This is a genomic window from Brevibacillus aydinogluensis (assembly GCF_961514395.1).
Classification (GTDB): Bacteria; Bacillota; Bacilli; order Brevibacillales; family Brevibacillaceae; genus Brevibacillus; species Brevibacillus aydinogluensis.
On sequence record NZ_OY569118.1, the window covers coordinates 1504071 to 1527063 of the forward strand.

Genomic DNA, 22993 nt, shown 5'->3' on the forward strand with positions numbered 1-22993 from the left:
GGTAGCGTCGTTGGACTTGGCAAAAATCACGAAATTTGCCGACCATTTGGCAGAGGCGGAACGAAGCGGTCGCGGGGTAGAGCCGTTAACGGCCCTGGACCCCAATTTGACGACAGAAGAAGCGTACCGCGTGCAGCTGCACACGATTGAGCGAAAGGTGAAGGCCGGCGACGTCGTTGTCGGAAAGAAAATCGGGTTGACTTCGTTAGCCATGCAGACACTGCTTGGGGTCGACCAGCCTGATTACGGTCATTTGCTGGCGGGCATGGCCGTTGAAAACGGAGGGGAGATTCCGTTTCAGCGCGTGATCCAGCCCAAGGTGGAAGGGGAAATTGCCTTCGTGTTAAAGCGCGACTTGCAGGGGCCGCGCGTTACCGCGTCAGACGTGCTGCAGGCGACCGATTATCTCCTCCCTGCTCTGGAAATCGTGGACAGCCGGATCGCGGATTGGAAAATCAAGCTGCAGGATACGGTCGCGGACAATGCCTCCTCCGGTTTGTACGTGCTGGGCGGACGCCCCGTGAAGCCGGATCAAATCGACCTCGCACTGGCTGGCATGGCCCTGTACAAAAACGGCGAGTTGGTCAATACCGGTGTAGGAGCAGCGGCGTTGGGCAACCCTGCGAACTGCGTGGCATGGCTAGCCAACAAGCTGTTTGAGTTTGGGATAACGCTGAAAGCCGGGGGAGTGATTCTCTCCGGCGCCCTGTCTGCGGCGGTCAATGCGGCCCCCGGAGACTGTTTCAGCGCGCGAATCGCCCATCTCGGGGAAGTAGGAGTGAGATTTCATGTCTAACGTAAAGGTTGCCATTCTCGGCTCCGGAAACATCGGTACCGATTTGATGATGAAGCTGGGCAGGTCAAGCAAGCTGGAGCTTACCGCGATGATCGGCATCGATCCCGACTCGGAGGGACTGCGCATGGCGAAGCAGCGCGGTTATGAAGTGTTCGACGGCGGACTGAAGCAGTTTTTGGAAAACAGTCCGGAGCTTGCCGATATCGTGTTTGACGCCACGTCTGCGAAAGCGCATATTCGTCACGCCAAGGCTCTTCGGGAAGCGGGCAAGCTTGCCATCGACCTGACTCCGGCCGCAGTCGGCCCATATGTCGTTCCGGCCGTAAATCTCGGTTCCCACCTGCACGAAACAAACATCAATCTGATTACGTGCGGTGGCCAGGCGACGATTCCGATCGTTCATGCGATTAACCGCGTGAGCCCGGTCAACTACGCTGAGATTGTCGCCACCATTTCCAGCAAAAGCGCCGGTCCGGGCACCCGCGCCAACATCGACGAATTTACGGAAACCACCGCCCACGGCATCGAAGCCATTGGCGGCGCGAAGAAAGGCAAGGCGATTATCATCCTGAACCCCGCTGAGCCGCCGATTTTGATGAGGAACACGGTGTATGCGCTGGTTGACGAAGAAACGCTGGATGAACAGGCGATTGCTGCATCCATTGAGCAAACCGCAGGCTATATTCAATCGTACGTACCCGGATACCGTCTCCGTACCGAGCCCATTTTCGACGGCAACAAAGTCACCGTCTTTTTGGAAGTGGAAGGGGCCGGCGATTACCTGCCCACCTACTCCGGCAATTTGGACATCATGACAGCGACGGCGGTGAAAGTGGCGGAGGAATTTGCCGCGCACCACGTGAAGGCAGCATCCGTCTGAAACTGGAAAGGAGACGAAACAGATGAGTGGTAAACGGGATATTCTCATCACGGAAGTGGCGCTTCGCGACGGCAGCCATGCGATTAACCATCAATTTACCGTGGAACAGGTGGTGAGCGTGGCCCGCGCTTTGGACGAGGCGAATGTTCCCTTCATCGAAGTTTCCCATGGAGACGGTCTGGCCGGTTCTTCCTTGCAGTACGGGCTGTCCCGAACGAATGAGATGGAACTGATCGAGGCGGCAGTTTCCGTCTGCAAACAGGCGACGGTAGGTGTGCTCCTCCTGCCGGGAATCGGCACAATCAAGGATTTGAATGCCGCTGTGAAGCTGGGTGTTGGCATGGCCCGGATCGCGACGCACGTTACCGAAGCCGATATTTCCGCTCAACACATTGCCCGCTCCAAAGAACTTGGCCTCTTCACCGTCGGTTTTTTGATGATGTCTCACATGGCACCTCCGGAAAAACTGGTCGAGCAGGCGAAACTGATGGAGAGCTACGGAGCCGATGCGGTGTATGTGGTTGATTCAGCCGGCGCCCTGCTGCCTCATGAAGTGGCCGAACGAATCAGGGCATTAAAGCAAAGCATCGGCGTTGAGATAGGGTTCCACGCGCACAATAATTTGTCCCTGGCGATGGCCAACACGCTGGCGGCGATTCAGGAAGGGGCAACGCGCATCGACGGCAGTGTCCGCTGTTTGGGGGCCGGCGCGGGCAATACGCAAACGGAAGTACTGGTCGCCGTGCTGGAACGGATGGGCATCGAAACCGGCATTGATCTTTACAAAATGATGGATCTGGCGGAAGAGATCGTTGCGCCCATCCTTCAGGTTCCGCAGGAGATTACCCGGGACAGCCTGGTCCTCGGATACGCAGGCGTGTATTCCAGCTTCCGGCTACATGCGGAGCGTGCCGCGAAGAAGTTCGGAATTGATTCCCGCGATATCCTGATTGAGCTCGGGAAGCGAAAAGCGGTAGGCGGTCAGGAAGACATGATTATTGATGTCGCTGCAGAAATCTTGAAGCAGCGCAGTGCAGCGGGACTGCGATAAGGAGGTGGACAGCTTGCTTACGGAACATTCCTACAGATCATTGGCGCAAAAGCTGGTCGATGCGGAGTTCAACCGGCAGGAAGAGGTGAAACTTACGGCTGAATATCCAGACTTGTCGGTAGAGGATGCGTACCGGATCCAGGATGAGCTGGTTGCCATCAAGCGCGAGCAGGGCCATCGGGTGATCGCGCTGAAAATGGGCTTTACCAGCCGGGCCAAAATGAAGCAGATGAACGTAAACGAGCCGATCTACGGCCATGTGTTTGATTACATGTCCGTTGACAGCGGCGTCCTGTCTTTCCGTGAATTGATTCATCCGAAAGTGGAAGCCGAAATCGCGTTCATCCTCGGCAGGGATATCGAAGGACCGGGAGTGACGGGCGCTCACGTGTTGGCCGCCACGGAATACGTCGTTCCCGCCCTGGAGATTATCGACAGCCGCTACCTGAATTTTCAGTTCACCCTCCCCGACGTGATCGCGGACAACACGTCCGCTTCCCGTGTGTTCATCGGATCGAGGCAGCGCAGACCGGATGAGCTGGAACTGGATCTGGTCGGAGTTACCCTCTCCATCAACGGGGAATTGAAAGATTTGGGCGCAGGGGCGGCAGTGCTGGGACATCCGGCCCATTCCATCGCCATGTTGGCCAACATGCTGTCTCGCAGAGGGCGCAAGCTGCACGCCGGTCAACTGATCTTGACCGGCGGCATTACCGGAGCGCAGCCACTTGCTGTCGGCGATGTCGTTTCTGCCAAATGGGACGGACTGGGCTCCATTGAGTTTACCGTCAAGGAATGACCGTAATCTGCTAGATGGCCCCGGTACGCGACCGGGGTCGGCTTATTTTGTTTCAACCGTATCTGTTCCGATCAGTCCAGACACGTCCTTATGGATTTCAACTGCTTTCCGGGCGTCTCAGGGACAAGAGCTGTGGGAACGTTTGGCCGTTGACTGTTTGAAAAGAATGAACCCCTAACGTATTGATCGGTCAACCATAGGGGTTCCAACGTCTACGTTTAAGGGGTTCATACTACACGGATCGGTTTTTTGGGCGTATGTATTCGTCATTTCGGCGTTTGCTCGGAGTGATCGGACGGCTGTCTGCTCGCGCGGGCATACACCAGCATGAGCACAACCCCGACGACGATCAGGCTGAGGCTGACAAGCTGGGCGACGCGCAGCGTTTGGCCGAGCATCAGGCTGTCAGTGCGCATGCCCTCAATAAAGAAGCGGCCGAGCGAGTAGAGGATCATGTAGCTGAACAGCACCTGTCCGTCAAAGCGTTTCAACCGGTACAGCATGACCATCAGGATGGCGAAGACCACGAGGTTCCACAGCGATTCGTACAGAAATGTGGGGTGGTAGTACTGGCCGCCTATGTACATCTGTTCGCGGATAAACGCAGGAAAATGCGACATAAACTCCTCGGTGGCCGGCCCGCCGTGGGCTTCCTGGTTGATGAAGTTGCCCCAGCGGCCGAGCGCCTGTCCCAAAATGACGCTGGGCATCAGCACATCTCCCAGCTTGCGCAGCGGAAGATTGTGCTTGCGGACGTACCAGACACCGGCAAGAAAACCGCCGATCAACCCGCCGTGGATGGCCAATCCGCCCTTCCATACGGCAATGACGTCAAACAGATTGTCTTTGTACTGCTCCCACTCAAAAATAACGTAATACAAACGGGCACAAATAATCGCGGCCGGGATGATCAGCACGACCATGTTCAGCACGTGGTCGGGATCGATCCCGGCCCGTTTGGCGTTGTAGCGGGCCAAATACGTGCCCAGAAAAAACGCCAGCCCCATGATTACGCCGTACCAGTGAATCTTGATGGGGCCGAGCGTCAACGCAATCGGATCAATCATGATGAATTCCTCCTTGCCATCAACCATCTGATGCACAGTATAGCACAACCGGCACAGATAGTTCCATTACAGGGAAGGCAGAAGCAAGGAGGGGCGAGGCCGCGTTCTCAACGTGATCATCTCCGCCTGGCGAGAAAGGCGAGAATCGGGTCCAGGGATGCCCGCCGGTTGGGATCGTGGACCGGCGCGAACAAGTCTCCTCGTTCCTTTAGCCGCTGTGGCACGGTATGGACGGTAAAGTCGGTCGGATGAATCCGGGGCACTTCGTCCCACGTGATCGGAGTGGAGACCGTCGCTTGCGGGCGGGCGCGCGTGGAGTAGGGAGCAGGCAGTGTTTTGCCGCGCCAGTGCTGCAAATAATCAATGTACAACTTGGTTCCCCGGTTTTTCACCAGGCGTTCGATCGTGACCAGGCTGGGGTGTTTTTCCGCCAGATAGGTGGCGACGAATTGACTGACTTGACGGGTTTCGTCAAAGCTGTAGCGACGCTCGATCGGGATGTAGACCTGCAGGCCGCTGGCCCCCGATGTCTTGACGAATGAGGGCAGATTCAACCCGTCCAGCACTTCTTTCAACAGCAGCGCCGTCTCGGCTGCCGGTGCGAACTCGGGGGTGGAAGGGTCCAGGTCGAACACCAGCTCGGTCGGCGTTTCATCATGGGCGAGATGAAATGACACGTGCCACTCCAATGCAGCCTGATTGGCCATCCAGACCAGTGTGGCGGTGTCGTTGCACAGCGGATACCGCGTGTTTTCCCAGCGGCTCGTGGCAATCCAGTCCGGCGCGTACGCGGGCAGGTTTTTCTGGTAAAAATGCTTGTCGCCAACGCCGTGCGGATAGCGGATCACGGTCAACAGGCGGTTTTGGGCGTAGCGCAGCAGGGGAGGCGCCACCTCCAACAGGTAGCGGATATAGTCCCATTTGGTGACATTTGCTTCCGGCCATAGCAGTTTGTGCGGGTTGGTGATGGTCAGTTCCCTGCCTTCGACGCTCAATACGAGATCGGTCGCGGCTGTCGGCATCGCTTTGCTACCCTCTTTCCGGAAAAATGTTCGGGATTGCATCCGATGGTTTGCCACTACTATGCCCCGGTGCATGACGGTTATGCGGGCTAAAGCGGGCTGCATATTTTTCCGGTTCGGCACCCATAATACGGATAGCTTGCCAACGGTTGGTGAATGCGATGGCTAAGAACGGAAAGTCAAGCAAGGAAGAATTGATACATACGATCAATACCTGCAGTTTGACCGAGATGGAAGGGGTTCCTCTTTACCCCACCCTGCAGGAAAATGTGCACGTGTTAAAACAGCTGTTTTCCGACTGCTCCGACTTTGTCATCCGCGAGTTCAACATGAAAAACGGTGTCGCGGCGGTGGCTGTATTCGTCGACGGCCTGGTTGATACGAGAGAGGTCAACCAGGCGCTGGAGGCGTTGATGATCCTGGAGAGCGGCGATCGCGACGTCGATGTGATCCAAAAGAAACTGCTGCCGGTTTCGCAAATCGCCAAGGTAAAGGATTACAAAGAGTTTTTACAGGCCGTGCTGTCGGGAGACACCGGCATCGTGGTGGACGGAAACACGGAGGCGCTCACCATGGGCATGCGCGGCCCGGAAAAGCGCTCCGTCGATGAACCGGAGGGGGAGGCGGTGGTGCGCGGCCCGCGGGAGGGCTTCATCGAAAACATTCGGACCAACACCTCCCTGCTGCGGCGCAGACTCAAGACCCCCCGGTTGAAAATGAAATCGTTGGTGATTGGTAGGGAAACCAATACCAACGTGGCGCTCGCGTACCTGGAGGGGATCGCCGACCCGCAATTGGTGGAAGAAGTGACGCGGCGCATCAGTGTGATCGAAACCGACGGAATTTTGGAGTCGGGTTACATCGAAGAATTGATTCAGGACAACATCTATTCTCCTTTTCCCCAGGTCCAGTATACCGAGCGTCCGGATACGGTGGCGGGAGCACTGTTGGAAGGGCGTGTCGCCATTATGGTCGACGGTACGCCTATGGTGCTGATCGTGCCCACCACGTTCTGGATCATGCTGCAGGCGAACGAAGACTACTACGAACGATTCATGCCGGCAACCCTGATCCGCTGGCTGCGTTATTTGTTCCTGCTCATTTCGCTGCTCACGCCCGCCGCCTATGTAGCCATCACCACGTTTCATCAGCAGATGCTGCCCACCACCCTGCTGCTCAGCATCGCGGCGGCGCGGGAGTCGATCCCGTTTCCGGCGATCGTGGAGGCGCTGATCATGGAAATCTCCTTTGAAGCCCTGCGGGAGGCCGGGGTGCGCCTGCCCAAGACAGTCGGCCAGGCGGTCAGCATCCTGGGGGCGCTTGTCGTGGGACAGGCGGCCGTGGAGGCTGGGATTGTGTCAGCGCCGATGGTGATTGTCGTGTCCATCACAGGGATCGCTTCCTTTACCATACCTCATTTCAACGCTTCCATTGCGCTTAGGATGCTGCGTTTTCCGCTGATGATCGCCGCCTCGATTTTGGGCATATACGGCATTCTCGTCGGCATCGTGCTGATTATGGGACACTTGGCCAACCTGCGTTCGATGGGCGTTCCCTACTTGTCCCCGATCGCGCCGATGTCAGTGAGTGACCTGAAGGACGTGCTGATTCGTGCTCCGTGGCCGTTCATGAGAAAACGGCCCAGCTTTCTCGGCGTGCAGGACGCCCGGCGGATGCGAACCGGTCAAACCGGCCAACAGCAGCGCAAAGGCCAATCCGGGGCTGTTCGCCAAGGCGGAGGCGGGCATGGCGACAAAGGCCGCACCAAAGGAGAGGGATGAACGAATGAGACGGTGGATGAAGGGTTGTGTCGTCGCTCTCTGCGGACTGCTGATGAGCGGATGCTGGGACCGGACGGAAGTGAACGACATTGCCATCGTGATTGCGTTTTCCATCGACAAGGAGGCCAATGGTGAATATCGTTTGTCCGTTCAGGTTCCGCTGGTAAGCAGCTTGGGCGGACCGACCGGTGGCGGAGGAGGTACCAGCGGGGACAATGTCTATTACGTCGACTCGGCCACTGGCAAGACGCTGCGGGAAGCACACAGCCTGATTCAGGCCAGGATGAGCCGGCAGTTGTACTACGCCCACCATCGCGTGATCGTCATTGGGGAGGCGTTGGCCCGAGATGGACTGAGCGAGGTGCTGGATGTGGTGGCCCGTTTCCCTGAGAACCGGCTGACTGCCTACCTGGTGCTGGCCAAGGGGAAGGGGATTAACATGCTGCAGGTGCAGCCCAGCTTTGAACGCTTCTCCGGTGAGGCGATGCGGGAACTGATCAAAATGGAATCGGTTCCCGTCACCGTCAAGGACATGGCACAGACGCTGAGCACACCTGGTGTGGACCCCTACCTGCCGTACGTGGCGGCCGTCAATTCCCATCCCAAAGGACAGTCGAAGGAGATTCAAGTACTTGGGGTGGCCCAATTTCGCCGCGACAAGATGGTGGGGGTGTTCAATCAGGAAGCGGCAGGGGGACTGCGGTGGTTTCACCGTCAGTTTACGCCCTTTTCCACAAAGGTTTCCCTGACAGAAAAGGAAACCGTCAACGTCCGGTTCGACAAGGGAAAGGCGGAAATCAAGCCTGTAATCAAGCAGGGCCGTATCCAGTTTATGATCAATGTGGACACGTCGGCGTCCGTTATCGAAAACTTGACCGATGCCGATCTGGGCAGGGCGGACAACCTGGCTGCGCTGGAGCGAAAACTGTCCAATCATATTACCGAAACAGTAAAGAAGACGTTGGCCCAGATGAAACGGCAGCGGACGGACACCATCGGGCTGGGCCTGGTGTTGGCTCGAGAGTATCCCCGCGAGTGGCGAAGCCATTTGCGGGATAATTGGAACGAGCGCCTTGCGCAGGCGGAATTCCACGTCCGGACCAAAGCCGAGATCACCAATATCGGCCAGACAACAGAGAACATCACAAAGGAAGATCGCCATGAATAGTGTCGCCCTGGTTTTGTACGTGCTCTTGCTGCTAGCGTCCCTGGTCCAGTTTTTCATGAAGCGAAAAAGCATGCCAGTCAAGCAAAGGCGAGTGATGGGTTTCTTTTACCTGCTCACGATCGGGTTGTTCATAGCTCTGCAGTTTCAACTCCACGTGATCATGCCAACCAATTACCTGGCCGACGTCTTTTCCGTTGGCCTGCAGCAGTGGATGGAAAACATCAGGTAAGGAGGGCCTGTCATGATCCATAAACAGGTGATCAATCATCGGCAGATTGCCTGGCTGATCGGCAGCGTCCTGATTACGGGGGCGTTGTTCAGCCAGCCGAAAACACTGGCCCAGATCGCCAAGAATGATGCGTGGTTTGCCTTCATCCTCCCGACGTTTTACGCAATACTGGTAGCCCTGGTCTTCGCGAGGCTGTCGCGGGCCTACCCCGGAAAAAACCTGTTTGAAATCATCTTTCTGGCAGGGGGCAGGTGGATCGGTGGCTTCGTAAACGCCCTCGTTCTGTTTTACCTCTGGCTGTTGTTGGTGGCGGACATCAAGGGGGTCAGCTTGTTCCTGCAAGTGATGCTGCTGCCCCGGACGCCGCTTGAAATCATTTTGTTGGTATTCGTCCTGATGCTGGTGTACTACGGCCGAACAAGCACGGAAGTGGCTGCCCGCGTCAATGAAATGTACTTTCCCGTATTTTTTCTCATCACCATCATGCTGTACTTCACACTGAGCAACGAGTATGCGGTTGAACGGCTGGAGCCGGTGCTGGAGAGCAACATCGCGGCCGTCGGTCTCGGTAATCTCCTCCCGTCAGGGGTGTTTGGCAGCATCTTTTTGTTCGGTGCGTTTCTGCATGCCATTTCCCATCCCCGGCTCCTGTATTCCGCAATGAAACACGGGGCGATCATTGCCGGGTTCTCGCTGACGCTGTTGATGGTGGTTCAGTTGGGCGTGATGGGGTATCTGATCACCAGTCGGTTGACTTTCCCTGTTTACGCGCTGGTACAGCAGATCCACATTACCGACTTCCTGGACCGCGTGGAAGTGATCGTGTTCAGCATCTGGTTTCCGGCCTTTACAATCAAGGCAGTCGTCACCTACATCGCCTTTCTTGTCGGCGTCGGATCGTTCGCCGGCCAGCAACACTACGCCGCCTCCAATGGGCCGTGCGGCTTGTTCATCGTGGTCTCCTCGCTACTGTCGTTTCCCAATACGGATGACGTGCTGCGCTTCTTCAGCTACGGCATACCGGCAATCACGCTTATCTTCCAACTTCCCCTGCTGGCCTTCCTGTTTGCCGCAGCCCTTCTGCGAGAACGGGGAAGCGGACGTGACTCGCATTCCGCCCATACGAGAGAGTATAGGCGCTGTCAGATCTGGGCCTGGATCAACAAACTGGCGTTAGGTGTGTGTCTCGTGTCGATCGTCGGCGGGGCCTTGCTGGAGAATCAGTACAGAGTGGCCGGCCTGATCAGCGGCGTAGCGTACTTTCTAAGCTTTCTGGTGGCGCTGGTGAGCTCCTATCTGGAAATGCAGGCGGTCAATCACCTGAAACACAAGCAGTCGCAGGGGAATGATACAGCCTCTGCGGACCACTAGCAGATCATCTCATCATCTCCCTGTCCAGCCTGCAGGCGTGCGGCGGTACGTCCACGATCGCCTGAATGGATGGCTGGCGAAGTGATCGCCCTTCTGTCCATTCCGCGTACTTGATTTTGGCCGTCAGCGTGGGGGTCACCCAGAATACGCCATGGTGACGATCGGGCCTGTTTACGAAGGGTTTTTCCCGGATAACTGCAGGCATCAGCCTGTCGGTCAGCTCCCGCCACTCCTGGCGGGACAGTTTGCCCGTTCCCGCATGACCGATGTACCAAAACCGGCCCTGCTCATCGTAGAGGCCCAACAGCACCGCGTTGACGACTCCGCCGTTCAAGGTGAAACCGCCAATGGCGGCTATCACATCCCGGTAGTGTTTGATCTTCAGCCACACGGCTTTTTTCGCACCGATGAGATAGGGGGCATCCAGCCGCTTCATGACGATGCCTTCCATGCCGTGCTGCCGGATCACCTCAAACAGGGCGGAACCGTTATCATGGGACGACACCACTTGCACGTGGCTGTTCGGTTCGATCGTTTCGGACAGCAGTTTGAGCCTGTCCTGCAAGGAGCGTTGGTTGATCCATTCCCCGTTTAGGTACAGACAGTCAAAAATCATGTAGGTAACCGGCACAGTCTGCTGCATCCGGGGCACGTTCTGCATGCGGCGAATCCCGTCCCGGCGCATCACTTCATGAAAGGACGGTTTGCCGTCGCTCCCCAGCGCGATCACTTCACCATCCAGGATCACGGAGTCGGCTCGGCAGTACGTTTCAATATCTGCTAGTTCAGGGTAGTGATGGGTGCGCTCGTTTCCCTTTCGATTGAACAGCTGCACGTGTTTGCCGTCATAATAGGTAAGGATGCGAACGCCGTCCCATTTCACCTGGGCAATCCAGCCCGGCTCCTGGGGGATGGTGTCGCTCGCCACTGGCTCCATCGGGATGATCGGTTTCATGTTCCACCTCGTCCAGGTAACGGAATTGGCCGTCAGACGGAAGAAAGGAGCCGTCCGAATCAGCCTCATCCATGATTGTTCCCCATTAGGACGAAGAAGAGGCGATGAGCGGCATCCGTCTCATCGCCTCGGGCTGTTTAGTAGTACGTACTCTCCGTGTACAGGCATTTGCGGCAGGTCATCGAAAGCTGGCCGCGGGCAAAGTCGTGTTCGCATTCGGATTGGAGCTTTGCCAACTGCTGCTTTACCTTCTTCCATTCAGCCTCCAGTCGTTTTGCTTCCGCGAGAAGCTGTTCCGCCTGATTCACGCGATCTCCTCCTCGTCTTGCAGGTGCGCAAGCGGAGCCAGGGAGCGCCGCTTACGTGTAGAGCTGGTTCCCCTGTTTTCGGAAGGCGTTCGCCTGCTTTTTCATCCCTTGTTCCACGGCTTTCTCTACAGTCAGGTTGTTCTGCTGCGCGTACGCGCGGATTTCCTGCGTGATGTTCATGCTGCAAAATTTGGGGCCGCACATCGAGCAGAAGTGCGCTGTTTTCGCCCCTTCCGCCGGGAGTGTCTCGTCGTGGTATTCACGGGCCCGTTCCGGGTCAAGCGACAGGTTGAACTGGTCGTTCCAGCGAAATTCAAACCGCGCTTTGGACAGGGCGTCGTCCCGTTCTTGGGCGCGCGGGTGACCTTTGGCCAGGTCGGCGGCATGTGCGGCAATCTTGTAGGCGATCAGCCCGTTGCGGACGTCTTCCTTGTTCGGCAGGCCAAGGTGCTCCTTGGGCGTCACGTAGCACAGCATCGCCGTGCCAAGCCAGCCGATCATGGCTGCTCCGATCGCGGAGGTGATGTGGTCGTAACCGGCAGCGATGTCAGTGGTAAGCGGCCCCAATGTATAGAAGGGGGCTTCCTGACACACGGTGAGCTGCCGTTCCATGTTCTCACGGATCAGGTGCATCGGCACGTGACCGGGGCCTTCGATCATCACCTGGACATCGTGTTTCCAGGCGATCTTGGTCAGCTCTCCCAGCGTTTCCAACTCGGCAAACTGTGCCTCGTCGTTGGCATCGGCGATGGAACCGGGGCGGAGGCCGTCTCCCAGCGATACGGCGATGTCGTACGTCTTCAGAATTTCGCAAATCTCTTCAAAATGGGTATACAAAAAGTTTTCCTGGTGATGCGCCAGACACCAGGCAGCCATGATGGAACCGCCGCGCGAGACGATGCCGGTCACCCGTTTGGCCGTCAGGGGAATGTAGCGCAGCAGCACGCCGGCGTGGATGGTGAAGTAGTCCACCCCCTGTTCGGCCTGTTCGATCAGCGTGTCGCGGTACACCTCCCAGGACAGCTCCTCCGCCTTGCCGTTCACCTTTTCCAGTGCCTGGTAGATCGGGACGGTGCCGACCGGAACCGGGCTGTTGCGGATGATCCATTCCCGGGTGGTGTGGATGTGTTTGCCCGTAGACAGGTCCATGATCGTGTCTGCCCCCCAGCGGACGGCCCAGATCATTTTTTCCACTTCCTCGCCGATGGAGGAGGTGACGGCGGAGGTGCCGATGTTGGCGTTTACCTTGACGTGAAAATGGCGGCCAATGATCATCGGTTCGCTCTCCGGATGGTTGATGTTGGCAGGGATGATCGCCCGGCCGCTGGCCACTTCCTGACGCACAAATTCCGGCGAGACGCCCTCGCGGATCGCCACAAATTCCATCTCCGGCGTTATGATGCCGCGGCGGGCGTAATGCAGTTGGGTGACGTTTTTCCCCTGGCGGGCGCGCAGCGGCTTCTGTCTTTTGGCGGGAAAGATAGGGACGGATGGTTCCTGCGGGAAGTTCCGGTAGCCGTCGTCCTCCGGCTTGGGCTCGCGGCCCTCGTATTCCTCGGTGTCGCTTCTTTCCGCGATCCAGTTGCGGCGCAGGGCGGGCAGTCCCTTGGTGATGTCGGCGATGTAATCGGGTGCCGTATACTCTCCGCTGGTGTCGTAAACGCGCAGCGGCGGGTTGGGCACTTCGCCGTTCGGGGTAATAGTAGGCTGCTGGGAAATCTCCCGCATCGGCACGCGGATGTCCGGTCTGGAGCCCTGGACGTACGTTTTGCGGCTGCCCGGAAACGGCGGGACGGCCGCTGTGGAGATAAAGGGGAAGGGGGAAGTGGACATGAAAAAAACCTCCTTGTCACGGTTGCACGTGTCGTGAACCCTGCGGGAGGCGGAGAAACTGCGTCACGAAAAAACGCCGCATGAACCCATGCGACGCCAGACGCAGACGAAGAAAGAGCGTGCGCGAACAGACGCACACCGCATTTCTTGGTGTCAACAACATTCCTCCGCTGGCATTACCCAGTTCAGGTTCAACGGTCGACGGCGGATCAGCCATCCTCTCAGCCTGGTTCCCCAAGCTCCCGTGCATATCTGTATTGTTGTACAGCACCAGCTTACCATTTCCAATTCTATCCGGCAAGAGGTTTTGGCAGTGTCCAACTTATTTTCCCTCTGCCTATCATGCTGACCCGGACAAAAACTGTTTCCGTAGACCCACTCGGGAGTCGTCTGGTACGATGAAGGTCGTGTGAGAAGGAATTTTGAGGTGATGCAGGTGGATGTGTACGCGAATCTGAAGCAGGGAGAACGCGGGGTGTGGGTCAGCATCATCGCCTATGTCTGCTGCTCCCTGGTGAAAGTGGGGGTGGCGCTGCTGGCAGGCTCGGAAGCGCTGCTGGCGGACGGACTGAACAACACAACTGACGTGGTCGCGTCCGTCGCCGTACTGATCGGCCTGCGCATCTCTCGCAAACCGCCTGATCACGACCATCCCTATGGCCACTTACGCGCAGAAAGCATCTCAGCTCTTGTCGCATCCTTCATCATGTTGGCGGTCGGGATCGAAGTCCTCAGCCGGGCAATCTCTGCGTTGTTCACCCCGGAGATGAACGCGCCTGACATGCTGGCCGGCTGGACCGCCCTGGCAACCGCTGCCGTCATGTTCGGCGTTTACCGCTACAACCGGCGGCTGGCGCAGGTAACCCAAAGCCAGGGCTTGATGGCTGCGGCAGCAGACAACCGCTCCGATGCGCTGGTCAGCGTCGGCACATTTGTGGGAGTGGCCGGCTCCCAGTTTCAACTGCATTGGCTGGACCCGTTGACAGCGCTCGTGGTGGGCGGGATCATCCTGAGGACGGCGTGGTCCATTTTCCGCGAGGCGGCCCACCGATTAACAGACGGGTTTGACCGCAGCGAACTGGTTGCGCTGCGCTCCACCATCGCCGAAATCCCCGGGGTCAAGGACGTTACAGATATCAAGGCGCGCTACCACGGAAGCAACGTGCTGGTCGATGTCGTGATTCACGTGGACCCCACTCTGAACGTGACGGAGAGCCACACGATCACCGAGGAAATCGAGGCGCGGATGAAGGCCGTTCACAATGTCAAAGCCGTGCACATCCACATAGAACCGGAAGGACAGTCCGAGCACTGACGACACGACAAACCTGTCTTGTGCCCGCAAGGAGGGCATGGGACAGGTATTTTTCATCTTTTTGGCTTTGGTATAATGTGGATGCAACAAGATGTACTCGGCAATCAGGGAGAAAAATTGAAAGGGTTCAGGAGGTTGTGCACCGTGCGGAAACAGGATGCGGCAGGCGTGGAGACAGCGCTGGACAGACTCAGGAAGCGGGCGATGTCTCTGTTTAATATCCCATCGTCGTACCGGCTCATGATCGAAGACGGGGAGCGGCTTGAAGAAGCTGGAAGCATTCCCTCACGTGACAGTGACCACCAAAAAAGACGGCGTCTGGTTTCACTTTCGCCAGAAGGCGCTGGGTTTGCCGCTGCCGCTGTCTGGCTGCCGCGTTAAGGTGCATGTAAGCGGGGCGGTGACCGATTTGCCTGTTTCGGCGAGCAGCGGCTACCGGAACCGCCCGCGCAGTTGGTTGGGGAGGAAGTGAGTGAGCGCTTCCTGGAACACGACGTAACGCTTAGGCTCATGCTGAAGCTGCTGCCGAAAAGCGTTTTCGCTGGTGGGAGAGGAACGTGGCGGCTGGTGTATGAGCCGGAGCCAATCTGCTTGACGTTTTCGGCGGTAACAGGCCCGCAGGCAAAACGCAGCACGTTTAGAGTGCTTTAACAACGCCGCTTCAATATCGGCGGCGTCACCATGGACGGCACGATCACCATCCGCCTCTTCGAAGAGCACGTCCGCTCGTCCTTTCTCTTATAAAGAGAATATGAGCAGACTTGCCGCAGATCAGGACGACTTCGCTTTTTTGCGCTTGAGCTTCTTGGTGGTCGTCGGGGTGGTGTCGGCAGCCGGCTCCTCACGTGCCTCTTTGTCAGCTGCAGTCCGTTTTTTGGTGGGTGCGGCCGGCGTTGGCTCCGGCTCCAGTTTGACCGGAGTGGAGGCTCCGCCGGTTGCGGCGAGACTCTCTTTCAACGCCTGCATCAAATCAATCACGTTGGCGCGCGGTGCCGCCGGAGCGACCGCCACTTCCTCTCCTTTCCGCTTGTTCTCGATCAGTGTCTGCAGTTGGCTGCGGTATTCGTCACGATACTTGGCCGGATCAAACGGCGTCGTCATGTTGCGAATCAGCTCTGCGGCCATCTTCAGCTCGTTGTCAGCCAGCGGGACGTCCGATTCGGGCAGCGAAGGCACCTGTGAGACGGGGCGAACCTCGTCGGGATAAAAGATGGTTTCCAGCATGATGCAGTGTTCGTACAGCCGGACCACCGCCAGACTTTGCCGGTTGCGCATCGTCACGCGGGCAACGGCAATTTTTCCTGTTTCCTCCATGGCTGCCCGCAGCAGAGCGTACGCTTTTTCTCCGGTTTCCTGGGGGGAGAGAAAGTAGCTTTTGTCAAAGTAAACCGGGTCGATTTCGTGCAGATCGACAAAATCGAGGATCTCGATTGCTCTTCGCGTTTCCGGGGAAATCGCTTCCAGATCCTCGTCGCGAATAATTACAAAATTGCCTTTTTCGTATTCAAATCCCCGCACAATCTCCGACGCGTCCACTTCCCGCTGGCAGTGCGGACACATTTTGGCGTACTTGATCGGCGTGTGGCATTCGCTGTGAAGCTGGCGAAAGCGGATGTCCCGCTCTTCCGTCGCGGTATGCATCCGCACCGGGATATTGACCAGACCAAAACTGATCGAACCTTTCCAGACCGTGTGCATGGCAGTCCTCCTGTCAGGGTTTGCTGTCCGTAGTATTTGCACCCCGTTGGAATTACCAGGAGGGAAATGCAGGTTATTTTGCTCGACAAGGCGCGCTTTCTTTTTGTACAGTGAAAGCAAGAGGGGGAGAGCGATGGAAGAGTTGAAAAGCATGATCGCGGGATTGGGGCAGCAGTTGAGAGGGCTGGACGAGCGGATCGGCGGGCTTGAACAGCGCATGGATCGATTCGAGCACCGCTTGGACATCATTGAAAGTGACGTGCGCGAGATCAAGGACCAGGTGATGTTGATCAAAGCGCAGGTCGCCCATAACACGGAGAAGAATGGGAGCATTCGCGAATTGCAGGAACTGGTGAATTAGCACGACACGGATATTCGCCTGCTCAAAAAAGTGGTGGCCAACCACTAACAGCCCCCGCCTGCACATCGCGGTGAGCAGGGGAGGCGCCCGCCTGGCCATAACAGGAGGAGTGTTATTTCGCATGCTGGAAACGGATCGTTTGTTATTTCGCCCGTATTGCCTGGATGATCTTCCTTTTCTTGCCAGTCTGCTAAAAGACCCGGACGTGGTCCGCTACATCGGGCATGGCAAGCCGAGAACGGATGAAGAGGTCACACGCTTTTACGACTGGGTGCAGCAGTCCTACGCTTCCGGTCTGGGGCTGATGGTGGCAGTGCGGAAACAGGACATGCAGCCCATCGGCCATGCGGGACTGGTGCAGCAAATAGTGGACGGGAAGCCGGAGACAGAGATCGGTTACTGGATGGCGAAGGAATACTGGGGAAACGGCTACGCGTCCGAAGCGGCGATGGCGTTTCGCGAGTACGGAGCAGCGGCGAAAGGGCTGAGGAGATTGATCTGCCTGATTCAACCGGGAAACGCCGCATCCGCACGAGTTGCCCAAAAGATCGGAATGTTCCGGGAAAAAGAGACTGTCTTCAAGGAGAAACTGGTGCACGTATACGCGTGGGAACAAACCTGACAAACGCTTTACGAAAGGGACATTCCCTGGCAGCGGAGCTTCATCACCCATCCAATTTTCAATACAAAGCCAGCCGTTTCTTACGTACGGCTGGCTTTCCGTCATTCATTTACTGCCCGTGTTTGATCACTTCGGACTTGTCGGCTTCAGACTGCATGCGGCGCGCCTCTTCCTTGCCGATGCCTGTGCGGTCGGCGAGGGACTGGGCGGCAGCGGCTTCCTGTTTTTGTTTCGACGGCTGTTTTTCTGCCATGGAGTCTGCCTCCTTTTTAACGGATAGTGTGCCGCCCGGATCACAAAAAAATACCTCACCGCCATTGGCGATGAGGCAGCGGTTTAACTTCTCCCTCAGGGAGATCGGCCACGGCATGCTCCTATCAGACACGCAGTGCGCCAAAGTAAACCGCCTTTCAATTATGGGAGAGGAGAAACCGGAGGAAGAGCTTATGGGGAAACGTAAGTCTTCTCCGCGGTTGTCAGCGACACCGTTGCGTCGCTATCCATATTCTTTGCCAGAACTTCCATCTCTTATACATGCACGGCGCAATTTTTTTCCACGGCACAATTTTACGCAGCAGACCGGTTGTGTTAGTATGAAATCATTCTCATTCTCCATACATACAAAGGTGAGGCATTATGCGAGTCATCGCAGGTGAACACAAGGGACGCAGGCTGTTGGCCGTCCCCGGCAAAAGCACGCGGCCCACGACGGACAAGGTGAAGGAATCCATTTTCAATATGATCGGCCCGTACTTTTCCGGCGGCTGGGCGCTCGATCTCTACGCCGGAACCGGCGGGCTGGGGATCGAAGCGCTCAGCAGGGGAGCGGAACGGGCCATTTTTGTGGAACGGGACGCGAAAGCACATGCGGTCGTCAAGCAAAACATCGCTGCCTGCCGGCTGGAAGACCGTTCCGAGCTGTACCGCACGGATGCGTCTCGGGCGCTGAAGGCACTGGGGAGACGTGGGGTCGCGTTTGACCTGGTCTTTCTCGATCCGCCATATGCCCAGCAAAACATCGTTGCGGACATCCGTGTCATGCAGGAACTGGGTTTGCTCGCTGACGGGGCGTGGATCGTGGCGGAACACGACAGCGACATCCGCCTGCCGGAAACGATTGGCCGCTGTGCAGTGGAGCGCGTCGCCACCTATGGGGAGACGACGGTGACGCTTTATGCCCACGAATTGGAAAAAGACGATCAAGCCGAGCAAACGGCGTCGGAAGGAGATGCATCCATCTCATGAACATCGCAGTATGCCCAGGCAGTTTTGACCCTGTGACGAATGGACACCTCGACATCATCACCCGCGGCGCCAACATTTTTGACAAGGTGATCGTAGCGGTGTTGATCAATGCCAAGAAACAGTCCTTGTTCAGTGTGGAAGAACGCATCGAACTGCTGCGCGAGGCGACAGCCGGATTGGACAACGTCGAAGTGGAGTCCTTCAACGGCCTGTTGATCGATTACGTTCGCCAGCGTCAGGCACGGGCGGTGATCCGCGGACTGCGGGCCGTCAGCGATTTTGAGTACGAGATGCAGATGGCTTCCATCAACAAAAAGCTGGATGACCATGTTGAGACGCTGTTCATGATGACGAGCCATCAGTATTCGTTTCTCAGTTCCAGCATCGTCAAGGAACTGGCCCGATACAGCGCCGACGTGAGCGACCTGGTGCCGCCGGTTGTGGAGCGTGCGCTGCGCGCCAAATTTGCTGCACAACCCTGAGCGATCAGTGTATCTGGTGCCTGTTGGCAAGACGCACGAGCAGACTGAGCAGGGCCAATGCAGCGAGAATCACGGCCGCGAGCAGTCCGGAGTGCAGCAGCGTATCCCACCAGTCCATGACCGGAATCCCGGACGTAGACGGCAGAAAGACCGGGATGCTGCTACCCTTGAACCAGGAAGATGCGGTGAGCGGTTCCCACGCCAAATAGGTAAGCACAGCCGAAAGGATCGCGTGAATGGCGCGGGCGAGCAGGTACGGCGCCACCCTGAGATCCGTCTGGCTGAGGATGCTGGCCACCTGGGCATGCACGCTCAAGCCGCCCCAGGAGATGACCGCGCTGGCGATGACCGCCTGCCAGATCAGCGGGACGGATGGGGGGACTTCACTTGCGGCCTGTGCGCCAAGCGTGACCTCGAACAGCCCGGCAATGATCCCGTTGGAGAGGGCGGGCGGCAGACCGATTGGACCGAGCAGCACCGCCAGCAGGCTGCTCAAAAACCGGGTCAGATTGATGGCGGAAAACAGCTGAATCAGGACGGAAAAGACGATAATGAAGCCGCCGATCATCAGCAGCGTGTGCAGGGCAGACTGGACTGCTTCCCCCATCAGCCGCCCAAACGGCCGGCGGTCGCGCAGCCGCGCCCGATGCATCGCCTGCAGCGCCCGGAGCGGGAGAGGGAGCTGGTTCTTTTCCAGCGCCCTGCTCATGGGAGCGTACGGGGAGTAAAAGCGGTACAAGAGCCCGATCAGGACGGCTGAGACGTAATGGCTGAACGCGAGGACGACCCCGACCTGCTCACTGTGAAAGAAGCCGATGGCGACCGCGCCGATGACGAAAAGCGGGTCCCCTGTCGTGGTAAACGACACGAGCCGTTCCCCTTCCGCCTGGGTCACGCTGCCCTGTTCACGCAAGCGGGTCGTCAGCTTGGCCGCGACGGGATAGCCGGAGGCAAAGCCCATCGTCAGGACGAAGCCGCCCGTCCCCGGTACGTTGAAGAGCGGGCGCATCAACGGTTCCAAAAGCACGCCGGCGAAGTGGACGACCCCGACGCCCATCAAAATTTCGGAAAGAACGATAAACGGCAGGGTGGAGGGAAACACCACCTCCCACCAGATTTTCAAACCGCGGAGCGCCGCCTCAAACGACATCTGCGGGTGCGACACCAAAATGACGACGAGGGCAATGGCCGACAAGGCGAGCAGCAGTGTAAGAATCGGAGAGCGGCGTGACATAGCTACCTCCTGTACCAGCGAATGAGCAAAGGGAAACCCGGCAGGTCGTGCATCCGGCCTGGCCGTGCCGCAGTGCTCATGGGCAGCGAGGCAGGTCCGGCGACCGGCCGAGATAGTACATGTCTACGTGAACGAATCAAAAACTATGCTCCGCCCGTCTGCTTTGTCCGAAAGGATTGGCGGTACCCTGCATACGTTTGTGAGAGGGGGAGAGGCGCATGGGAACTACGAGAAAACCGAAAGTGGGACTGGCGCTCGGCTCGGGAGGAGCACGCGGATTGGCCCACATCGGTGTGTTGAAGGCACTGGAGGCACACGGCATTAAAGTTGACATGCTGGCCGGCAGCAGCATGGGCAGCTTGATCGCCGCCGTGTACGCTAACGGCATCGAGCCGCACATGATGGAAAAACTGGCGTTGAATCTGAAGCGAAAACATTGGCTGGATCTAACCGTTCCCGGCATGGGGTTTGTCGCGGGGGAAAAGATCAAGCAGTTGATCCGCCTGCTGACCCATGGCAAACGTATCGAGGAACTGTCCAAGGAGTTGGCTGTGGTCGCGACCGACATCGAGACCGGGGAACGTGTCGTCTTTCGGGAGGGGCCGGTGGATCAGGCTGTGCGGGCGAGCATTTCCATCCCGGGCATTTTTGTGCCCGAACGGGTGGGAGACCGCCTGCTGGTGGACGGCGGGGTCATCGATCGGGTGCCGATCACGGTCATTCGCGACATGGGTGCCGATCTCGTCATCGCTGTCGATGTCGCCCAGTTTGACACGCCGATGAAGGTGACGACGATTTTTGACGTGATCGCCCAGACGATCGACGTCATGGAGCGGGAGATTTTGCGGCATCAGATTTTGGCTGCCGATCTCGTAATCCGTCCCGATGTTGGACATTATAGCAGTATCGCGTACACCGGCGTGGAGGAGATTATCGCCCTCGGCGAACGCGCCGGACTGGACTCTGTGGAACGGATCAAGGAATTGATCGCCGACTGGGAGGCAAAACAATGAGTGAGGAGAGGCTGATTACACGCAACCGGTCGGGCCGGGGGTCCCATTCCATACCCTGGCTGTTTGTGTTGGCCGTCGTCCTGTTGGGCACGGTGTTTTTCGTGCCGACGCCGTACTATGTGACGCGGCCCGGTTCCGCCATTGAACTGGCCCCGATGATTGACGTCGAGGGTGGGAAAAAGGACGAATCAGGGGCGTTCATGTTGACGACGGTCAGGATGGGGGAAGCCAATCTCGCCTGGTATCTCTACGCCCAGCTGTCTCCCAATGCGGAACTGATGAAAAAGGAACTGGTCGTGGGCAGCGGCGAGAGCAACGAAGATTTTACGAGACGGGAATTGGCCGTGATGGACAATTCCCAGAAAATCGCGGAAGCTGTTGCGTTCCGCCTGGCCGGATACGACGTAAAGATCGAGAACCAGGGCGTGTGGGTGATGGGCACGATCGAGGGCATGCCGGCAAAAAACGTGCTGCAGATCGGTGACGTGATCGTGGCGGTGGACGGCCGACCGACGCGCGAAGCCAAGGATCTGCTCCAATACCTGTCGACCAAAAAGCAGGGCGATCAGGTGGAAGTGACGCTGATCCGTGACGGCAGGGAGGAAAAGCGCACGTTGACCCTGGCACCGCTGCCGGATTCCAAAACGCCCGGACTTGGCATCCGTCCCGACAACAAACAGGAAATCATCGTCCCCAAGCAGGTCAGCATCTCTAGCCAAGGCATTGGCGGTCCGTCGGCGGGGCTGATGATGACGCTGGAGATTTACGACCAGTTAAACCAGGAGATTGACTTGACGCGGGGATACAAGGTTGCCGGGACGGGTACAATCTCGCCGGACGGTTCAGTTGGCCGCATCGGCGGCATCAACCACAAGGTCGTGGCTGCGGACGAGGCGGGCGCTGACATCTTCCTGGCGCCGGACGATGCCGAGGGGCCGGTGTCCAATTACCAGGAGGCGCTGGAGACGGCCAAGCGGATCGGATCCCGGATGCGGGTGGTCCCGGTCAAAACCGTGGACGACGCGCTGGCTTTCCTCAAGGCGCAAAAACCAAAGAGCTCGTATAGCGAATGAGCTGTCAAGGAAAAATGGTTGACAAAGCAAAGGGCAAAGGCTATAATCATCCTTGTTGTGCTTGAGGTGAAAAGGTGTGAACATCAAAGTAAGCGATTTGGACCATCTAAAAGGCGAGCCGCTGCCGTTTCGGCTGACGTTGGACGCTGACGAACTGAAGCGCCGCCATCAGGAGATTCGCGGGCTCACCCCTGTCGAAGTGAGCGGCGAGGCAGCCAAACTGGGCAATCTCTATTACGTGAAAGGCGAGTTGAAGTCAGACGTTGACTTTGTCTGCGCGCGATGCCTGAAGCCTTTTACCCGGCACACGGCCGTGCCTTTTGCGGAAACCTTCGCCCCCGCTGAATCAGCGGAGGATGAAGACCAAGACAGCGACATTTTGCCGCTGGAAGGCGACGAGATCGAGTTGAATCCGCTGCTGCAGGAAGATTTCCTGCTCGCCATCCCTGCTTTTCCCCTCTGCGAGGAGGAATGCAAAGGATTGTGTCCCGAGTGCGGAGTAAACCGGAACGAGCAGGCGTGCGAGTGCAAACATGAGCGGATCGATCCGCGGTTGGCCGGACTGGCTGATTTCTTCAAGGACAGCAAGTAATTGCGTGTGTTTTCAAGATGGGATTGCCGATCCCTCGATCGAGCGTCTCATTTTTGAAGGATGGCGGAAGCGTTCGCGCCTGTACCATCCACCTAATA

The 22993-nt window shown here is 57.6% G+C and carries 25 protein-coding genes; 17 read left to right on the top strand and 8 right to left on the bottom strand.

Features of this window, described 5'->3' with window-relative positions; genetic code table 11:
* Positions 1-10 precede the first annotated feature (10 nt).
* The 4 genes from Q7F15_RS07395 to Q7F15_RS07410 are packed head-to-tail and all read left to right on the top strand — an operon-like array spanning position 11 to position 3526.
* On the top strand, positions 11-796 hold the full coding sequence (locus Q7F15_RS07395; RefSeq protein ID WP_304415319.1) for a 2-keto-4-pentenoate hydratase: 786 nt from the start codon (positions 11-13) through the stop codon (positions 794-796).
* Positions 789-1676 (top strand): acetaldehyde dehydrogenase (acetylating), encoded by an 888-nt coding sequence (locus tag Q7F15_RS07400; RefSeq protein ID WP_171564223.1) that lies wholly within the window; start codon positions 789-791, stop codon positions 1674-1676. Before Q7F15_RS07395 ends, Q7F15_RS07400 begins: the two co-directional genes overlap by 8 nt.
* 22 nt (positions 1677-1698) lie before the next feature.
* Positions 1699-2727, top strand: a complete 1029-nt coding sequence (gene dmpG, locus Q7F15_RS07405) for a 4-hydroxy-2-oxovalerate aldolase (protein WP_304415320.1) — start codon at positions 1699-1701, stop codon at positions 2725-2727.
* Positions 2728-2740: 13 nt separating this feature from the next.
* Positions 2741-3526, top strand: coding sequence for a 2-keto-4-pentenoate hydratase (locus Q7F15_RS07410; protein WP_304415321.1), 786 nt, complete (start codon positions 2741-2743; stop codon positions 3524-3526).
* A gap of 266 nt (positions 3527-3792) precedes the next feature.
* On the opposite strand, the gene lgt is transcribed toward Q7F15_RS07410, so the two are convergent.
* Positions 3793-4593 carry a prolipoprotein diacylglyceryl transferase gene (lgt, locus tag Q7F15_RS07415; protein ID WP_171564221.1) on the bottom strand — a complete coding sequence of 267 codons (801 nt, stop codon included), beginning with the start codon at positions 4591-4593 and terminating at the stop codon, positions 3793-3795.
* A 116-nt stretch (positions 4594-4709) separates the two neighbouring features.
* Entirely contained in the window at positions 4710-5615 is a 906-nt protein-coding gene (gene ligD, locus Q7F15_RS07420; RefSeq protein ID WP_171564220.1) for a non-homologous end-joining DNA ligase, read from the bottom strand.
* A gap of 161 nt (positions 5616-5776) precedes the next feature.
* Here ligD and Q7F15_RS07425 point away from each other — a divergent pair, with 161 nt between their 5' ends.
* From Q7F15_RS07425 to Q7F15_RS07440, 4 genes are read left to right on the top strand one after another with little or no spacing between them, the layout of a single operon-like run.
* Entirely contained in the window at positions 5777-7396 is a 1620-nt protein-coding gene (locus Q7F15_RS07425; RefSeq protein WP_304415322.1) for a spore germination protein, read from the top strand.
* Positions 7397-7400: 4 nt separating this feature from the next.
* Positions 7401-8564 (top strand): Ger(x)C family spore germination protein, encoded by a 1164-nt coding sequence (locus tag Q7F15_RS07430; protein WP_304415323.1) that lies wholly within the window; start codon positions 7401-7403, stop codon positions 8562-8564.
* On the top strand, positions 8557-8793 hold the full coding sequence (locus tag Q7F15_RS07435; protein WP_304415324.1) for a hypothetical protein: 237 nt from the start codon (positions 8557-8559) through the stop codon (positions 8791-8793). The genes Q7F15_RS07430 and Q7F15_RS07435 overlap by 8 nt, the downstream gene beginning before the upstream one ends.
* 12 nt (positions 8794-8805) lie before the next feature.
* On the top strand, positions 8806-10164 hold the full coding sequence (locus tag Q7F15_RS07440; protein ID WP_171564216.1) for a GerAB/ArcD/ProY family transporter: 1359 nt from the start codon (positions 8806-8808) through the stop codon (positions 10162-10164).
* A 4-nt stretch (positions 10165-10168) separates the two neighbouring features.
* On the opposite strand, the gene Q7F15_RS07445 is transcribed toward Q7F15_RS07440, so the two are convergent.
* The 3 genes from Q7F15_RS07445 to thiC all read right to left on the bottom strand — a co-directional run bounded on the left by Q7F15_RS07445 (position 10169) and on the right by thiC (position 13260).
* Positions 10169-11119 (bottom strand): ATP-dependent DNA ligase, encoded by a 951-nt coding sequence (locus Q7F15_RS07445; protein ID WP_304415325.1) that lies wholly within the window; start codon positions 11117-11119, stop codon positions 10169-10171.
* 137 nt (positions 11120-11256) lie between these two features.
* A complete protein-coding gene (locus Q7F15_RS07450) occupies positions 11257-11427 on the bottom strand; it encodes a hypothetical protein (RefSeq protein WP_171564214.1) in 171 nt (56 codons plus the stop codon).
* A gap of 51 nt (positions 11428-11478) precedes the next feature.
* On the bottom strand, positions 11479-13260 hold the full coding sequence (gene thiC / locus Q7F15_RS07455; RefSeq protein WP_304415326.1) for a phosphomethylpyrimidine synthase ThiC: 1782 nt from the start codon (positions 13258-13260) through the stop codon (positions 11479-11481).
* 436 nt (positions 13261-13696) lie between these two features.
* Here thiC and Q7F15_RS07460 point away from each other — a divergent pair, with 436 nt between their 5' ends.
* Positions 13697-14575 carry a cation diffusion facilitator family transporter gene (locus Q7F15_RS07460; protein WP_171564502.1) on the top strand — a complete coding sequence of 293 codons (879 nt, stop codon included), beginning with the start codon at positions 13697-13699 and terminating at the stop codon, positions 14573-14575.
* Between the two features lie 262 nt (positions 14576-14837).
* On the top strand, positions 14838-15047 hold the full coding sequence (locus tag Q7F15_RS07465; protein WP_304415327.1) for a YcdB/YcdC domain-containing protein: 210 nt from the start codon (positions 14838-14840) through the stop codon (positions 15045-15047).
* A gap of 299 nt (positions 15048-15346) precedes the next feature.
* Here the strand turns inward: Q7F15_RS07465 and ku are convergent, their stop codons facing one another.
* Positions 15347-16273, bottom strand: a complete 927-nt coding sequence (ku, locus tag Q7F15_RS07470; RefSeq protein WP_304415328.1) for a non-homologous end joining protein Ku — start codon at positions 16271-16273, stop codon at positions 15347-15349.
* Between the two features lie 133 nt (positions 16274-16406).
* Between ku and Q7F15_RS07475 the strand changes: the two genes are divergently transcribed.
* Positions 16407-16634, top strand: a complete 228-nt coding sequence (locus Q7F15_RS07475; RefSeq protein WP_212131906.1) for a hypothetical protein — start codon at positions 16407-16409, stop codon at positions 16632-16634.
* A 121-nt stretch (positions 16635-16755) separates the two neighbouring features.
* Entirely contained in the window at positions 16756-17256 is a 501-nt protein-coding gene (locus Q7F15_RS07480; protein WP_212131907.1) for a GNAT family N-acetyltransferase, read from the top strand.
* A 109-nt stretch (positions 17257-17365) separates the two neighbouring features.
* Here the strand turns inward: Q7F15_RS07480 and Q7F15_RS07485 are convergent, their stop codons facing one another.
* On the bottom strand, positions 17366-17509 hold the full coding sequence (locus Q7F15_RS07485) for a hypothetical protein (protein WP_171566931.1): 144 nt from the start codon (positions 17507-17509) through the stop codon (positions 17366-17368).
* A 383-nt stretch (positions 17510-17892) separates the two neighbouring features.
* On the opposite strand from Q7F15_RS07485, the gene rsmD reads away from it, so the two are divergent.
* Together rsmD and coaD are read left to right on the top strand one after the other, a co-directional pair.
* Entirely contained in the window at positions 17893-18501 is a 609-nt protein-coding gene (gene rsmD, locus Q7F15_RS07490; protein ID WP_171566932.1) for a 16S rRNA (guanine(966)-N(2))-methyltransferase RsmD, read from the top strand.
* Positions 18498-18983: a pantetheine-phosphate adenylyltransferase gene (coaD, locus tag Q7F15_RS07495; protein ID WP_171566933.1), complete on the top strand. Its 486-nt coding sequence runs from the start codon at positions 18498-18500 to the stop codon at positions 18981-18983. The genes rsmD and coaD overlap by 4 nt, the downstream gene beginning before the upstream one ends.
* 4 nt (positions 18984-18987) lie before the next feature.
* Here the strand turns inward: coaD and ylbJ are convergent, their stop codons facing one another.
* Entirely contained in the window at positions 18988-20217 is a 1230-nt protein-coding gene (gene ylbJ / locus Q7F15_RS07500) for a sporulation integral membrane protein YlbJ (RefSeq protein WP_171566934.1), read from the bottom strand.
* Positions 20218-20435: 218 nt separating this feature from the next.
* Between ylbJ and Q7F15_RS07505 the strand changes: the two genes are divergently transcribed.
* From Q7F15_RS07505 to Q7F15_RS07515, 3 genes are all read left to right on the top strand, one after another.
* Entirely contained in the window at positions 20436-21230 is a 795-nt protein-coding gene (locus Q7F15_RS07505; RefSeq protein WP_171566935.1) for a patatin-like phospholipase family protein, read from the top strand.
* A complete protein-coding gene (locus Q7F15_RS07510; RefSeq protein ID WP_304415329.1) occupies positions 21227-22303 on the top strand; it encodes a SepM family pheromone-processing serine protease in 1077 nt (358 codons plus the stop codon). The genes Q7F15_RS07505 and Q7F15_RS07510 overlap by 4 nt, the downstream gene beginning before the upstream one ends.
* Before the next feature lie 76 nt (positions 22304-22379).
* The gene (locus Q7F15_RS07515; RefSeq protein WP_304415330.1) at positions 22380-22895 is read left to right on the top strand and encodes a YceD family protein; all 516 of its coding nucleotides are present in this window, start codon (positions 22380-22382) and stop codon (positions 22893-22895) included.
* Positions 22896-22993 lie beyond the last annotated feature (98 nt).